At 49.2% G+C, this 14,830-nt stretch carries 14 protein-coding genes; 11 read left to right on the forward strand and 3 right to left on the reverse strand.

Annotated features, from left to right (window positions below):
• From dapF to CEW91_RS00360, 6 genes are all read left to right on the forward strand, one after another.
• Positions 1–828, forward strand: a complete 828-nt coding sequence (gene dapF, locus CEW91_RS00335) for a diaminopimelate epimerase (protein WP_088767154.1) — start codon at positions 1–3, stop codon at positions 826–828.
• Positions 825–1,520: a DUF484 family protein gene (locus CEW91_RS00340; protein ID WP_088767155.1), complete on the forward strand. Its 696-nt coding sequence runs from the start codon at positions 825–827 to the stop codon at positions 1,518–1,520. The genes dapF and CEW91_RS00340 overlap by 4 nt, the downstream gene beginning before the upstream one ends.
• On the forward strand, positions 1,507–2,403 hold the full coding sequence (locus CEW91_RS00345) for a tyrosine recombinase XerC (RefSeq protein ID WP_088767156.1): 897 nt from the start codon (positions 1,507–1,509) through the stop codon (positions 2,401–2,403). Before CEW91_RS00340 ends, CEW91_RS00345 begins: the two co-directional genes overlap by 14 nt.
• 21 nt (positions 2,404–2,424) lie before the next feature.
• Entirely contained in the window at positions 2,425–3,135 is a 711-nt protein-coding gene (locus CEW91_RS00350) for an HAD-IA family hydrolase (protein ID WP_088767157.1), read from the forward strand.
• A gap of 93 nt (positions 3,136–3,228) precedes the next feature.
• Positions 3,229–5,400, forward strand: a complete 2,172-nt coding sequence (gene uvrD / locus CEW91_RS00355; RefSeq protein ID WP_088767158.1) for a DNA helicase II — start codon at positions 3,229–3,231, stop codon at positions 5,398–5,400.
• 73 nt (positions 5,401–5,473) lie between these two features.
• Entirely contained in the window at positions 5,474–5,896 is a 423-nt protein-coding gene (locus CEW91_RS00360) for an OsmC family protein (protein ID WP_088767159.1), read from the forward strand.
• Here CEW91_RS00360 and rarD read toward each other — a convergent pair.
• A complete protein-coding gene (gene rarD, locus CEW91_RS00365; RefSeq protein ID WP_088767160.1) occupies positions 5,873–6,805 on the reverse strand; it encodes an EamA family transporter RarD in 933 nt (310 codons plus the stop codon). The genes CEW91_RS00360 and rarD overlap by 24 nt on opposite strands.
• Before the next feature lie 22 nt (positions 6,806–6,827).
• Positions 6,828–7,292: a thioesterase family protein gene (locus CEW91_RS00370; RefSeq protein WP_053953465.1), complete on the reverse strand. Its 465-nt coding sequence runs from the start codon at positions 7,290–7,292 to the stop codon at positions 6,828–6,830.
• A gap of 68 nt (positions 7,293–7,360) precedes the next feature.
• Here CEW91_RS00370 and recQ point away from each other — a divergent pair, with 68 nt between their 5' ends.
• The 3 genes from recQ to CEW91_RS00385 are packed head-to-tail and all read left to right on the forward strand — an operon-like array spanning position 7,361 to position 12,243.
• Positions 7,361–9,214: a DNA helicase RecQ gene (recQ, locus tag CEW91_RS00375; protein WP_088769319.1), complete on the forward strand. Its 1,854-nt coding sequence runs from the start codon at positions 7,361–7,363 to the stop codon at positions 9,212–9,214.
• Positions 9,207–9,479 (forward strand): DUF3630 family protein, encoded by a 273-nt coding sequence (locus tag CEW91_RS00380; RefSeq protein WP_088767161.1) that lies wholly within the window; start codon positions 9,207–9,209, stop codon positions 9,477–9,479. Before recQ ends, CEW91_RS00380 begins: the two co-directional genes overlap by 8 nt.
• The gene (locus CEW91_RS00385; protein ID WP_088767162.1) at positions 9,463–12,243 is read left to right on the forward strand and encodes an EAL domain-containing protein; all 2,781 of its coding nucleotides are present in this window, start codon (positions 9,463–9,465) and stop codon (positions 12,241–12,243) included. Before CEW91_RS00380 ends, CEW91_RS00385 begins: the two co-directional genes overlap by 17 nt.
• A 41-nt stretch (positions 12,244–12,284) precedes the next feature.
• Here CEW91_RS00385 and CEW91_RS00390 read toward each other — a convergent pair whose 3' ends face one another.
• A complete protein-coding gene (locus CEW91_RS00390) occupies positions 12,285–12,758 on the reverse strand; it encodes an Hsp20 family protein (RefSeq protein WP_088767163.1) in 474 nt (157 codons plus the stop codon).
• 225 nt (positions 12,759–12,983) lie between these two features.
• Here CEW91_RS00390 and CEW91_RS00395 point away from each other — a divergent pair, with 225 nt between their 5' ends.
• Both CEW91_RS00395 and CEW91_RS00400 read left to right on the forward strand, forming a co-directional pair.
• The gene (locus CEW91_RS00395; protein ID WP_232506989.1) at positions 12,984–13,994 is read left to right on the forward strand and encodes a hypothetical protein; all 1,011 of its coding nucleotides are present in this window, start codon (positions 12,984–12,986) and stop codon (positions 13,992–13,994) included.
• 11 nt (positions 13,995–14,005) lie between these two features.
• Complete coding sequence (locus CEW91_RS00400) at positions 14,006–14,830, forward strand: mechanosensitive ion channel family protein (protein ID WP_088767165.1); 825 nt, start codon at positions 14,006–14,008, stop codon at positions 14,828–14,830.

Consider the following 14,830-nt stretch of genomic DNA (forward strand, 5'->3'; position numbering starts at 1 on the left):
ATGTTATTGCACTTTTCTAAAATGCACGGACTCGGCAATGACTTTATGGTCGTCGATAATGTCACACAGAACTTGTATGTGAACCCTGATCAAATCCGTCAGTGGGCCAATCGGCATACCGGTGTTGGTTTCGATCAACTGCTGTTAGTCGAGCCCCCTTATGATCCCGACTTAGACTTTCATTACCGCATATTTAATGCCGACGGTAGCGAGGTTTCCCAGTGTGGTAACGGCGCCCGCTGTTTCGCAAAGTTTGTTAAAGCCAAAGGTCTGAGCAATAAAAATCATCTGAAAGTCAGCACTAAAGCGGGCAAAGTGGTTCTGCACTTGGAAAAAGATGGCCAGGTCACTGTTGATATGGGAGAGCCCTTATTTGAACCCGCCCAAGTGCCCTTCAAAGCGCAAAAAGCGGAGCAAACTTACGTTCTGCGCGTGAATGATGAAACGGTGATGTGTGGTGTTGTTGGCTTGGGTAATCCACACTGTGTTATCGCCGTTGATAGTGTTGATACAGCCCCGGTGGATACTTTGGGCGCCGCGGTTGCTGCGCATGAGCGCTTTCCTGAAAGCGTGAACGTTGGTTTTATGCAGCAGCTTTCCGCCGATGAAATAAAACTGCGTGTTTTTGAACGTGGCGTTGGCGAAACCCAGGCTTGTGGTAGTGGTGCTTGTGCCGCAGCCGTTGCAGGCATACAGCAAGGCTTATTAAACGAACGGGTAAAAGTGTCGTTACCAGGCGGTGACTTACTGATTCGCTGGCAACAAGGGCAGCCTGTTAAAATGACGGGTCCGGCAGAGCTGATTTACGATGGACAGATGGTGTTATGAGTAACGAATTAAACTCAATGTTAAACGAGAAAATTGACGACAGCCTGATACGCGAGTATTTGCAGGAAAACCCTGATTTTTTCACCCGCAATGAAGACCTGTTGGCGCAACTGCAATTCCGCCACAGTGAAAAAGGCGCGGTGTCGTTAATTGAAAGACAGCAACAAAAACTCAGACAACGAGTTCAGCAGCTGGAAGAAGAAATTACCGAGTTGATGATTAACGCTCGTCGTAACGAAGCCATTTTTAACGCCTACAGTAACCTTTATGTTCAGCTTCTGCGCTGTAACAGCTTGAGCGACGTGCTCTCGCAATTGAAAAACACGTTTGAAAATGAACTCGATATGCCGGTGTTGACGCTCAAGTTCTTTGAAAGCCCGGTAGAGCTCGATGAACAATACACTTTTGCGTCTGATACTCATAAGCAACTACTGAGTAAGCGCTTTAGTGACGAGTCCATCTACTTAGGACGGCTAACCGAGCAAGAGCATAAGCTTTTGTTTAACGATGAGAGTATTCAGTCTGTGGCTTTGTTGTTGCTTGGTGAAGACGGTGAGCTCGGTATGTTAGCGGTAGGCAGTAGCAGCGCAGGACACTTTGAGCCAGCAATGGACAAACTGCTGATTAAGCAGCTGCAGGCATTGTTGGGCGCTGTTTTGCCGGAGCTTATTAAACGTCATGACGCTGCTTGAGTGGCAACAAAAATGGTTACAACAGTTACGCGGCGAGCGTGGCCTCGCCGAATTAACGCTTAAAAATTACGACAGGCTCATAACCGCCGATCTTAGCGAGCTTGAGCAGCAGACAATTACGGATCCGAAGCAGTTGAGGGTGCCCGTCATTGAGCGCTTACTGGTTGGCTGGAGACGCTCGGGACTTGGTGAGCGCAGTATCGCGTTAAAGCTGTCTGCGTGGCGGACTTTCTGCCAGTTTTTAGTTGAGTCGGATGCGTTAGATGATAACCCTGCAGCGTCAATTTCTGCGCCTAAAATTCCTAAAAGGCTACCGAAAAACCTTGATGTCGATAGCATCTCCCATTTACTAGACTTGCCCCATGACGACGAAATCGCGATTCGCGATGCGGCTATGATGGAGTTGCTATACGCCAGCGGCATTCGGTTGGCTGAGTTGGTCAGTTTGAACCGGGATGATATCGACCATCGTATGATGCAGTTAAGAGTGACTGGTAAAGGCAGTAAAACACGCATAGTACCATTTGGCCGGTGTGCTGAAAAAGCGTTAAAGCAGTGGTTGAAAGTAAGACAGGCATGGCTTGTGGATAAGCCCGAGTTAGCGTTATTTATTAGTAAGCGGTTACAACGCATTAGCCCAAGAACGGTTCAGCAGCGGTTGAATCACTGGGGACAACAGCAAGGTATCGTCGGTGACTTACACCCGCACAAATTAAGACATTCGTTTGCATCGCATATGCTGGAAGCAAGCGGTGATTTACGCGCTGTGCAGGAAATGCTGGGGCACGCCAATTTATCCACAACGCAGGTTTATACGCACTTAGACTTTCAGCGACTGGCTAGCGTATACGACAATGCTCACCCCAGAGCTCGCAAAAAATAAAGGCATCGGGAGTTTTCTTTTATGCAGTTTTTTCGTCGTTGGCAACCGCCTAAAGTCATTAGTTTCGACCTTGATGACACGCTTTACGACAATGTGCCGGTGATGCAGACCGCTGAGCGTTCTGTTCAGCAGTACATTGTTGACAAATTTCCTGAAACCTCGCAATGGGACGTGAGTCACTGGCGGCAATTAAGAGACAAAGTCAGTCAGAGTGATCCGGCGCTTGCCAGTGACATGACACAATTGCGTATTCGGACATTACAGCAGGGGTTAGAGCAGTTCGGTGTTGCGAATGCAATGGCGCATGCGCACGATATTATGAACCAGTTTTTGCTGCATCGAAGTAATTTTGAGCCACCGCAGGAAAGTATTGAGCTATTGCAACAATTAGCCGAGCGATATGAGCTTATTGCGTTGAGTAATGGCAATGTGGATACGCGAAAAATAGGCTTGTCCGACTATTTCAGTTTAATCGTGCAGCCGGGAAATGGCGTTCGAGGTAAGCCATTGCCAGACATGTTTTTAAAGGCACAGCAACACTTCCCGGCGATTAAGCCAGAGGAGTTTCTCCATGTGGGTGACCACCCCTATTCCGATGTGCTTGGTGCGCAGCGGCATGGCTGGCAGTCAGTATGGCTGACCTCTGGTTTGGGACGACCACAACATCTGTCGATATTACCGACCGTCAAAATTGACCACTTAGCCCAGCTTACGTCGTTGCTGCTTTCGTAAAAGGTCCTGACACGACACTACTGGTTGCTTATACAGTGATTCGTTATTACACTGGCGGCAGATCTTTGAATTGAATACATCAGGTGAACGTTAATGAGTACACACCCTCTTCTGGCAGAACTGAATGAAAGGCAGCAGCAAGCTGTATCGGCACCCGACGGGCATATGCTGGTGCTGGCTGGCGCCGGAAGTGGTAAAACTCGGGTGCTGGTACACCGTATTGCCTGGCTCATTCAACAACAAAACTATTCTCCGTTCAGTATCTTAGCGGTTACTTTTACCAACAAAGCGGCGGCGGAAATGCGTGGCCGGGTTGAGCAGCTGGTGGGCAGCTCCGTGCGAGGCATGTGGATTGGCACCTTCCATGGTTTAGCGCATAGGTTGTTACGAGCGCATTATATGGATGTCGGGCTGCCACAGAACTTTCAAATACTCGACAGTGATGACCAGCAGCGACTGATTAAACGCCTGATAAAAAGCCTCAACTTAGACGACAAGCGCTGGCCGGCAAAACAAGCTCAGTGGTACATCAACGGCAAAAAAGACGAGGGTCTGCGTGCCGAGCACATAGAAACTTACGACCCAACCGAGCAGACACTGAAAGAAATTTATCAGCTGTACCAGGAAAGCTGTGACCGCGCTGGTTTGGTCGACTTTGCCGAACTGTTGTTAAGGGCGCATGAGCTGCTAAGAAATAACCGCATTGTGCGAGAGCATTATCAAAACCGCTTTCGTCATATTTTGGTGGACGAGTTTCAGGATACTAACTCCATTCAGTATGCCTGGGTGAGGTTGTTAGCCGGGGCGCAGAACAGCGTGACCATTGTCGGTGATGATGACCAGTCTATTTATGGCTGGCGTGGCGCCAAAGTTGAGAATATTCATCAGTTCTTAGAGGACTTTGCTGGCGCACAAACCATTCGCCTGGAGCAGAACTACCGTTCAACCAGTACTATTTTGAAAGCAGCAAACTCAGTTATTTCGAATAACTCCGGCCGTTTGGGTAAAGACTTATGGACGGAGGGAAATGAAGGCGAGCCTATTAGCCTGTATGCGGGCTTTAATGAAATGGATGAGGCGCGTTACATCGTTTCGCAAATTGAAGGCTGGCGAGATAAAGGTAATTCACTGCAAGATGTCGCTATTTTGTACCGAAGTAATGCGCAATCGCGTATTTTAGAGGAGGCTTTACTGCATGCAAGACTGCCGTATCGCATTTACGGTGGCTTACGCTTCTTCGAGCGTCAGGAAATTAAGGACGCATTGGCCTACTTGAGAATTTTAGGCAATCGGGACGATGACGCTGCACTTGAGCGTGTTATTAATACCCCTGCCCGAGGCATTGGCGGGCGCACCATGGATATTATTCGGCAGGCGTCACGGGAGCGCGCTGAGTCATTATGGAATGCGGCTAAATACATGGTGAACGAAAAGCAGTTAGCCGGGCGTGCGCGAAACGCGGTAGGCAGCTTCCTCGACTTTATTGAAGCGCTGGATGATGAAACCGAAGAATTTAGCTTAGGCCGCTTAAGTGACGAAGTTATAAAGAAAAGCGGCTTAATGGCCATGTACGAGGCAGAAAAAGGCGAAAAAGCGGAGACCCGGGTCGAAAACTTAAAGGAGCTGGTCACCGCCTGTGAGAACTTTGTACTGGATGACGCCGAAGAGGACATGACGCCGCTTAACGCATTTCTGGCGCATGCAGCCTTAGAAGCGGGTGAAGAACAAGCGGACGAATATCAGGATGCTGTCCAGCTAATGACCTTACACAGTGCAAAAGGTCTGGAATTTCCTTTGGTATTCATGACGGGCGTGGAAGAAGGTATGTTTCCGTCGCAGCAGTCGATGGATGAACCCGGCAGACTCGAAGAAGAGCGCCGTCTTTGTTACGTGGGTATGACTCGGGCAATGGAGAAGTTGGTGCTTACTTATGCGGAGCAGCGCCGTATTTATGGTCAGGAGCTATTTCACAGAATCAGTCGTTTTATTGCGGAAATTCCACCCGATACGCTGCACGAAGTCCGTGCGCAAACCAGCGTAGAAAAGCCGTCGAGTTACAGCCGTTTTAATAACGCCGCCAGCCATGAAGCTTTTGATCAGACCGGTTACACGCTGGGCCAGCGGGTTCGCCACCCGAAGTTTGGGGAAGGCACCGTGCTAAATTATGAAGGTACTGGCCCGCAGTCTCGTGTTCAAATTAACTTCGATAACGTGGGGAGCAAATGGCTGGTGGTTGCTTACGCTCGACTGGATCCGGTTTTCTAAGTGTAAAGTCGTGATCAAAAAGTACATTTTTCAACTATGTTTATAGTACACACATAAAAGTTGGAGGTGCTTTATGAAACGCACAGCAAATGCACATTGGAAAGGCAGTATTAAAGAAGGCTCAGGTGTTGTTTCGACGCAAAGTGGTATTTTGGATAAAACTCAGTATTCATTTAAAAGCCGCTTTGAAGAAGGCAAAGGCACCAACCCTGAAGAGCTCATTGGTGCCGCTCACGCTGGCTGCTACGCCATGGCGTTTTCCTTAATGTTAGGAGAAGCGGGTTATGAGCCTGACAATATCGATGCAAAAGCAGAGGTCTCTCTGGTCGAGCAAGATGATGGCTTTGCAATCGATAAAATTCATCTGACCGTAAAAGCCAGTATCCCCGATATTAGTGACGACAAGTTTCAGGAGTTGGCAAACAACGCCAAAGAAGGTTGTCCGGTCAGCAAGGTACTAAACGCTGACATCTCAATGGATGCCAGCCTCAGCTGAAGCTAACTTCTTCGCTTTTCTATCTCGCTGGCGCTGTATAATTGAGTCGAAACTGTACAGTGCCAGCGCACTCCAGATAATAACGAAAGTCACTAGCTTACTTTCCTCAAGAGGCTCGCCATAAATAGCGACTGCTAATGCGAACATCAGCGTCGGGGCGATATACTGGAAGAAGCCTAAGGTTGCATAGCGCAGTCGTTGTGCGGCAGCGGTAAAGCACAGCAGCGGAATGGTCGTGACAAGTCCGGCTGCTACCAGCAATAAATTCAGTGTCCATGGGTTGGTCGTTAAGTCGCTCGATGCTGAGCTGGCAAACCCGAACAAATAAATCAGCATAACGGGCAGTAGTATCGCGGTTTCCAGCCACAACCCACTAATAGAATCGACAGGCAAACGTTTACGAATCGCTCCGTAGGTAGCGAAGCTGGAGGCCAGTGCCAAAGCCACCCACGGTACTGAACCAAAGGTAATGACCTGAATAGCCACGCCAACCACGGCTAAACCGATAGCGACCAGTTGCAGGCGGCGCATACGTTCAGAGAAAAAGATCATACCAATGGCGACATTCAGTAAGGGGTTAATGTAATAACCAAGGCTGGCATCCAGCATGTGGTTGCTGTTAACTGCCCAGATGAACAAAAACCAGTTGCCACCAAGCAGACAAGTGGCCAGTGTGAGTCGAATGACGAGCTTACGGCTTTTTAGAATGGGGCGAATTCGATCCAGTCGCTTCATAGCAACAATTAACACGAAGACCATTAAAAACGCCCAAATAATACGATGAGCGAGTATTTCAAAAGCCGGAACTTGCTTTACGAGTTTGAAGTAAACAGGCGCAACGCCCCAGAATGTGTAGGCGGCAAGTGCGAAGAAAACGCCTTGCCGGGCCCGAACAGCGTCATCGGACATACTGGCTTTCCTTAATCAGAGCTTAACCGACCAGGTAGGTACCGGTTCCAAAAGCGATGTGTGTGCCTTCTTCGTTATGCAGTTCCATTCGGGCAACCGCCACTTTATTGCCCGAGCGAATAATCGTGGCGCTGGCGATAAAGGTTTTACCCCGGCCTGGGCGAAGAAAATCAACACGAAGGTCAATTGTACCACAACGACTCAGGCGCTCCATCAGGTAGCTTTCACTGGGGTCTTCTAAACGGTCAACCATACCCGCTATGGCCACCAAACCACCCGCCGTATCTAACGCGGTTGCGGTGACACCACCGTGCAAAATGCGTTGTGGGACATTGCCTAATAACTCGTCTTTCCATTGGAACTTTAGCTCGCCACGTGCCGGGTTAAACTCCGTAATTTCAAAGCCAAGTAACTGTTGAAACGGCACCCGCGTGTTCATAAAGTCGGAAACTTTTGTCAGTATTGTTTGTGTATCCATTTTGGGCATGGTTATTAATGAACAGGACGCTTACAATAAGAGGATGTTACTTCATAAGTCAATAAACGATGCCGACCATGAGTAGTACCGCAGTCAGCACTGCCGAACAACTGGCGCACGATCCGCTTCAGTCGAAGCTTGAATCAGTCTTTGGTTACCATGAGTTTCGTGAGGGCCAAAGGGGCATTATGGACGCGGCTCTGGACGGACGTGACTCACTGGTGCTCATGCCGACAGGCGGTGGTAAGTCATTATGTTACCAGCTGCCGGCAATATGCAGCGAAGGTGTGGCTGTGGTTATTTCGCCGCTGTTGTCGCTCATGCAAGATCAAGTGGAAGCACTGAATGCGCTTGATATAAACGCCGCCACCTTGCACTCAGGTGTATCAGCTGAACAGTCAATGAACACGTTGCAGGCATTACAGCGCGGCGACATTAAACTGCTGTACGTTAGCCCTGAGCGTATTTTGCAGCCGAGTTTTATTGAACGCTTACAAACGCTGAATCTGTCGTTTATCGCTGTTGATGAAGCGCATTGTATTAGCCAGTGGGGGCATGACTTCAGACCTGAGTATGGGCAGCTGGGTGTGTTGCGCAGCTATTTGCCGAACACACCTTTTATGGCCTTAACGGCCACCGCGGACTCAGCCACCCAGCATGACATTATTGAACGGCTGCATTTGAATGCGCCATTAGTGCACCGCAGCTCATTTGACCGCCCCAATATTCGTTATGTGGTTCAGGAAAAGTATAAACCGCTAAAACAGGTTAAAGACTACGTCAAAAAACAAAAAGGCGTGGCCGGTATCATTTATTGTGGTAGCCGCAAGAAAACCGAAGAACTGGCGGAAAGCTTGCAGCAGTCCGGCGTTCGGGCGGCGCCTTATCATGCGGGACTGGAGCATACGCTCAAGGAAACGACTCTGCGGCAGTTTCTGCGTGACGATATTGATGTTGTGGTGGCCACGGTGGCGTTTGGTATGGGTATCAATAAGCCGAACATCCGTTTTGTCGTGCATTTTGATATTCCGCGTAGCGTCGAGTCGTACTATCAGGAAACCGGGCGAGCCGGACGGGACGGTCTGCCAGCGGAAGCGATGATGCTTTACGATCCGCGAGACGCACAGTGGATACGCCGGATGATAGACGAGCAAGATAATGAGCAGCGTCGGGCCGTGGAAGCGCAGAAGTTCTCAGCCATGCAGGCCATGGCGGAAGCGCAAACCTGTCGCCGCCTAGTCGTATTGAACTACTTTAATGAGTACTCCGATAAAGAGTGCGGAAACTGTGATTTGTGTTTGGATCCACCAACCCGGTACGACGCTCTGGAAGACGCCCAAAAAGCGCTTAGTTGTGTTTACCGTGTGGGGCAACAGTTTGGTATTAACCATGTGGTTGAAGTATTGCGAGGCTCCAAAGCTCAGCGAGTCCTTGAGCTTGGTCATGACACATTGACCACCTACGGGCTCGGTAAGGCAAAACCACAGGAGCATTGGTTTTCGGTATTGCGCCAACTGATTCACCGGGGGCTGATTATTCAGGATATTCGTCGGTTTGCGGCCTTACAGCTGACCGAGGCGGCGCGCCCGGTGTTAAAAGGTGAAGTGCCGTTAGAGTTAGCCAAACCAAGGCTCGAGCTTACTGCAACTAAAACCCGAATTACCGACCGTGGGGACTATAATAAAATACTCTTCCGGCGTTTGCGGAAACTTCGTAAAGACATTGCGGACAAAGAACAAGTGGCACCTTTTGTGGTGTTCAGTGACGCAGCATTGGTGGAAATGTGTGTTCATTATCCGACAACCGCCGCCGACATGTTGGATATCAATGGTGTTGGTGAAGTGAAACTGGCTCGTTATGGTCAGGAATTTATGAGCGCTATTGAAGCGTTTTTAGCCGGAGCAAGTGAGCGGCAGTTATTTAATGGTTGAATCTCAAGAGAACTCAGTCGTCACCGTGAAAAACACACCGGCCGAGCACGAGCTTGACAGCTGGGTGGCGACCTTATGCGATGTGATTAACGCTGACATTCGGGAAAAAGAGGTGGCGGCTGATCAGTTTTGCTGGCGCCTGACTATTAATAACCAGCATTGGCTATTATTCTATTCAGAAATCTGTGACGCAGTCTGGTTACAGGCACTAGAAGGTATGAGTGACGAGGTTATAAAGAACTTACGACATGCAGACTATCTTTAAACACGCACTATGGTTGTTACTGTTGCTTCCGCTGCTGGCGGGTGCAGAAGTTCGCACGCCCGTTTCCGTGTCTGCGCAAACCTCGAAAGTCACTCTGAATCAGCACTTTAAATACCGCGTCGTCGATGCGTCAGTTCCGGTTGACAGGCTTGCTGTTAATGAACCGTCGCGCTGGTTAAGCTCAGAAGAGCTCAGCCAGCATAATTACGCCGGTACAAAACCGAACATTTGGAGTAGTGTACCGCTTTACAACCGAAGTAACCGCTCACAAACTTTCTATGTGAAATTCAGCGACCCGTTTTTACAGTCGGTCAGTGTTTTCGTGCTCGATACCAGCGGTAAAGTGCTGAGTCAGCTTTCCAATAGCTTTTCAACCCCTCTCATGCAGCGCCCTCATTTATCTCATGAGCAGGTGCTGCCGGTGACTTTACCGGCGAACAAGACCGTTTGGTTAGTGACCGCGGTTCAGCAGTGGCCGGAGCAAATGCCGACCATCAGTTTGTGGCAATCGACCGAACTAGAGCTTCGCCAACAGCAACAACAAACCGCATTGGGTGTAAACGCCGGTATTCTCATTTTGTTGGCGCTGGCTGCTTTTGTCTCGGCGCAGCTTTTCAAAAGTCGGTTATTGTTGACGTTTGGTTGTGTGAGTGCTGCATTTACCTTGTCTCTGCTACTGCACAGTGGGGTCTGGATTACTTATTTCTCACCTTATTCACCTGATATCGCAGCATCATTAAAAACTTATGTGAGTCAGCTGCTTATATTAACCATGGCCTGGTTCATCTGGGAATGGGGGCGCTTTCGCTTCCGGCTGTCCCGATTCAATCGAATTGGGTATGTGGTTTTGGCAGCCGTGTTAGGTTTTACCATTGGCTTGCCGTGGCTGGATGACCGTTGGCAGAGTGCGCTGGTTATCGCTCAGGTTAACGGGTTACTGATATGGACTACCGTGGTCGTATTGAGAAGTGTCCAGAAGCAGCCGATTTCTGGCTTTCGCTGGCAAACGTTTTTACTGGCAATAACCGTTATTGTCGCCTGGCTACTGATATCTCCTCGGTATAACCCTATCTGGGAAGGGATATCTGGCCTGTTACTTTACAGCGCAATGACAGTAACCGTCATGATGTTCTTGTTGGCGCTGGAAAGGCATCGCCTTAACCGGTTGATGCGCCGTATTGCCGGGCTCAAAAAGAACAGAAAAACCTTAAGGCGGCGACTGTGGCAGTTGTTACAGCGTACCGGGGAGGGTTGGTTCCGTCTGAACGATGACGGCTCGTTTAAACAGGTTAACCAGCAAATGCTAAATATTCTCGCCGCTCACTCGCTTGACCAAATCAAAGCGCATTGGCCCAAGGGGTTTGTTATTGAAGGAAAACGGCAGCTAACTTCTGTGGATCGGATCGATGGCCGCAATATCTGGTTAGATGTTGAGTATTTCGGTGACAAGACAGGCCGTATTACCGACGTTACTAAACGTATGGAAGCCGAAATTCACCTGGACTTTTTAGCGCATCATGACGCTGTCACAGGCCTGTTAAATGTGCGTGAATTCAGGCGCTTGCTACAGTCCCGGCTTGACGCCAATAAAGCCGTTTGCATAACAATTATAAAACTATCGGGCTTGGATATTATTGCGGATCAAGCGGGCACCGATGCCCGAGACCAGGCAATTCTGCAGTTGGCAATCAATCTGAAGCGAAAGGCCCCGAAGTATTCGCGTATCGCAAGAATCAGTGAGCATGAAATTGCACTGTTGAATACCGAAGACGAACAGTCCGTTTTCGCTCAGGCGCATCGCTTAGTGCAATATTGTAAAGAGTTCCGGTTCAACAGTGACAAACGTATTTATCAGCTCACTGCCCATGCTGGTATTGCTTATTCGGACTCATCGGAAGTGTCTGCCAGTACCTTACTAAGACAAGGTCGTGAGGCTTTAAAACTCGCCATGCAGCAAGGTGACTATCGAGTGCACTCATACAGTGAGGCCGATCAAAGGCGCCTATTAGGCGAGGCCGAATTGGAGTGGGAGCAAAAACTCAAAAAGGCGTTGCGGGAAGAAAACTGGGCATTGTTTGCGCAGCCAATCATAAGCGCTGCCCGTAATGCCGACAAACATTGTATTGAACTTCTGCTGCGCTTACCCGACTCAACGACAGATGAGCCTGTTGCGCCCCAACAGTTTTTGCGAGCAGCTCTGAGGGCCGGTGTTATGGGCAAAGCTGACCGCTGGTTAGTGCGAGAGGCCGTTGAGCACTTCAATGAGAATCCATTTGAAGCGACCCGAACCTGGCGTTGCCATATTAATTTGTCGACTCAGAGTCTTGAAGATGACGGCTTTATTCAATTCATTGAAGCGGCTTTGAAAAACTCGGTTATTCAGCCTAATCAATTGGTATTTGAAGTGTCTGAACCCGATGCTTTTAAGCACTTCGACCAAACGTACCAGCTGTTTAAAAATTTAACAGAGTTGGGTATTGGAACGGCGGTGGATCAGTTTGGCAGCAGCTATAATTCATTTCAGTTATTACGACAGCTGCCGCTGACGCAAATAAAGGTGAATCGTTTCTGGGTTCAGAATATGCTTATTGACCCTGTTGACGCCGAGCTTGTCGCCAGCTGTGTTCGTTTAGCCAAAGCGGCGAACGTGGAGGTTTGTGCGGTTGGCGTAGAAAGTGACGAGATTCGCATTAAACTCACTCAGCTGGGCGTAGACTATATCCAGGGCTTTGTCTGTGGGCACCCAGTCGAGTGGCAACGTTAAAAAGAGGCGGTTATTCACCGCCCCTCATCCAGTGCATGAATTTACGCAGCACCTTCTTGGCTTTTAGAACGGTTCTCAAGCAGCTCTTTTGTTGAGCTACCAATGCTAATACGTTTTGGCTTCATGGCTTCAGGAATGTTCTTCACTAAGCCAATAGTCAGCAGACCGTTTTTCAACGCCGCGCCGGTGACTTCAATGTGTTCAGCTAAGCTGAACTTACGTTCGAAGGCACGGTTGGCAATGCCGCGATGCAGAAATTCACGTTTTTCGTTTTCTTCGGCTTTTTTACCGGTTACACGAAGAACGCCATTTTCTACTTCAATTTCTAAGTCATTATCCTCGAAACCTGCAACCGCCAGCGTAATGGCGTATTGGTTTTCGGCCACCAATTCAATGTTGTAGGGAGGATACCCAGTTGCACCAGTATCTGAGCGTAGTGCCGAGTCCAGCAAGGATGCCATACGGTCAAAACCTACACTGCTACGATATAGAGGGCTTAAGTCGATAGTTGCCATAGTCATTCTCCTTAGAAGCAATAACTGTTAAATGGTTAATAAAGTGACACAGCGTGTGTCGTTTAAGGCGGCTCTCTTTGAGACACCGACCTTAACTCCTATATGTGTACTGCCCAAATAGCTTTCAAGAGGTCTTTTTAATATTTTTTCGTTGGACTCACTTAAAAGGCGCTCTATTATCGACGGATAGGAAGTTATTTTGCTGGCGAACAGAACAGGGAAAAAATGATGGCAGAAGCGCCTAAAAAAGCCTGGCAGTGGGTAACGGTTAATGAGTTTGAACGGCCTGCGGTGCCAACGGTTATTACCGTTAAAAAGTGGTGGCAACACTTTACCCACTGGTTGTCCTCAGAACATGAAAGTGACGAGCAAAACGAGCATGAAAATGCGTATGAATTAAACCTGGATACGGCGATAAAAGAGCTGGATAGCGCTTTTTCAAGCTGGCTGAAGGACAAAGATGACAACAGTTTGCGCTGGGTTATTGCGCCGCCTCATTCGGGCGTTGCTGAAGCCGCGCAACAGTGGGCGAAGCAAAACGGTATGTCGACAATGAAGCTGCCGGATCGAGACACCCTCTGCCAGTCGAATGACCTCCCTTCCCCGAAATTCACCAAAACCAAAGTGTGGCTCATGCCACAATTGGCTCATACCTTTTTAAGGCAGACGAACGGTCTGCGCTGGACTCGGGAGTTTTTTACAAAAGCTTTGGCCGGAGATGCGGGCAAAGGACTCATCGTTTGTGACAGCTGGGCATGGGCGTTCTTAGAAAAAGTTTGGCCAGTTCCGGTCTCTGACTTATGGACTCTGCAAGGGCTTGACGACCAGGCGCTTGAGCAGATTGGCTTGGCGCGTGGTGAAGGTCGGCTAAGGGCATTAGCTGCGCTTAGTCGGGGCAACCCGGGCATCGCTGCGGCTTACTCCGATCGTTACCACCGAAACAGCGATAAAGCCTTTGAAACCCCGCAGCTCCCTCATGAAGCGAGTGACGCAACGGCCTTTGTCTGTTATGCCCTGTTAGTTCATAAGGGGCTTACCACGGAGCAGCTCGCGCAGACTTTGCCGATTGTTTCCGGGAGCCAGCTACAGGTTCAGCTGCAACTTTTGCAGCAGCAGTCGCTTATAACGAAGCATGACGATAAAGCGCTTAGCCAGAGCTGGTATGTCACCGCCAGAGGCTATCCGGTTGTCCGTGATTTTTTAGCGTCTCGCGGCTTTTGGCTCGATAAATTTTAAGGGGCTCAGTAATGGAAACGGAATCTCTGAAAAACGTTGCCGGTATATTTAAGTCACTCGATGCGTTTGCCATCTTTGAAATCGCCGTCATTATTGCGTTTGCGGTTGCTTTCGTCTGGCTTACACAAAAAGTACTGCCATGGGTAGCCTCACAATTGCACGGCAAACGCCGACTGTATACGCTGGCGCTGGTACCCATGCTACGCATTGTCATTTTAGTGCTGGCGCTGGTGATGATAGTGCCGAGAATTATAGAGCCCACACTGCAGAACATGGTTGCAACGCTGGGCGCGGCTGGTTTAGCCATAGGCTTTGCGTTGAAAGATTATGTGAGTAGTTTAATCGCAGGCGTTGTGGCCATTCATGAAATGCCCTATCGACCGGGCGACTGGATAGAGGTTGACGGGACTTACGGCGAAGTGACTCATATCGGCATGCGTACGGTCGAACTGGTGACCAATGACGACACGGTTATCTGGGTACCACACCTCAAGCTGTGGGATAACCTAATACACAATGCGAATAATGGTGGTCCCAGCTTAATGTGTATTGCCGAATTTTATACTCAGCCGGAAGCGGATGCTTTTCAAATTCGCGATGCGCTGGAAGAAGTTGCTTTGACCAGCCCATACCTGCAACTTGGTAAGCCCATAGCTGTAACCGCAGCTGAGCAACCGTGGGGCACTAAATATCGCTTAAAAGCCTATCCAATTGACCCACGGCAGCAGTTCCAGTTCATTACCGACATGACCGCAAGAGGAAAGCGCCGTTTACTCGAGCTTGGCATTCAGTTTGCCAAAGTGGAGTCCGATGAAGCGTTAGAACTTTCCTCTTAG

It is taken from the genome of Idiomarina piscisalsi (assembly GCF_002211765.1).
GTDB classification, from domain to species: Bacteria; Pseudomonadota; Gammaproteobacteria; order Enterobacterales; family Alteromonadaceae; genus Idiomarina; species Idiomarina piscisalsi_A.

Coding starts and splice junctions, on each gene's coding strand:
- dapF (WP_088767154.1), top strand. CDS start 1: ATGTTATTGCACTTTTCTAAAATGCACGGACTCGGCAATGACTTTATG.
- CEW91_RS00340 (WP_088767155.1), top strand. CDS start 825: ATGAGTAACGAATTAAACTCAATGTTAAACGAGAAAATTGACGACAGC.
- CEW91_RS00345 (WP_088767156.1), top strand. CDS start 1,507: ATGACGCTGCTTGAGTGGCAACAAAAATGGTTACAACAGTTACGCGGC.
- CEW91_RS00350 (WP_088767157.1), top strand. CDS start 2,425: ATGCAGTTTTTTCGTCGTTGGCAACCGCCTAAAGTCATTAGTTTCGAC.
- uvrD (WP_088767158.1), top strand. CDS start 3,229: ATGAGTACACACCCTCTTCTGGCAGAACTGAATGAAAGGCAGCAGCAA.
- CEW91_RS00360 (WP_088767159.1), top strand. CDS start 5,474: ATGAAACGCACAGCAAATGCACATTGGAAAGGCAGTATTAAAGAAGGC.
- rarD (WP_088767160.1), bottom strand. CDS start 6,805: ATGTCCGATGACGCTGTTCGGGCCCGGCAAGGCGTTTTCTTCGCACTT.
- CEW91_RS00370 (WP_053953465.1), bottom strand. CDS start 7,292: ATGCCCAAAATGGATACACAAACAATACTGACAAAAGTTTCCGACTTT.
- recQ (WP_088769319.1), top strand. CDS start 7,361: ATGAGTAGTACCGCAGTCAGCACTGCCGAACAACTGGCGCACGATCCG.
- CEW91_RS00380 (WP_088767161.1), top strand. CDS start 9,207: ATGGTTGAATCTCAAGAGAACTCAGTCGTCACCGTGAAAAACACACCG.
- CEW91_RS00385 (WP_088767162.1), top strand. CDS start 9,463: ATGCAGACTATCTTTAAACACGCACTATGGTTGTTACTGTTGCTTCCG.
- CEW91_RS00390 (WP_088767163.1), bottom strand. CDS start 12,758: ATGGCAACTATCGACTTAAGCCCTCTATATCGTAGCAGTGTAGGTTTT.
- CEW91_RS00395 (WP_232506989.1), top strand. CDS start 12,984: ATGATGGCAGAAGCGCCTAAAAAAGCCTGGCAGTGGGTAACGGTTAAT.
- CEW91_RS00400 (WP_088767165.1), top strand. CDS start 14,006: ATGGAAACGGAATCTCTGAAAAACGTTGCCGGTATATTTAAGTCACTC.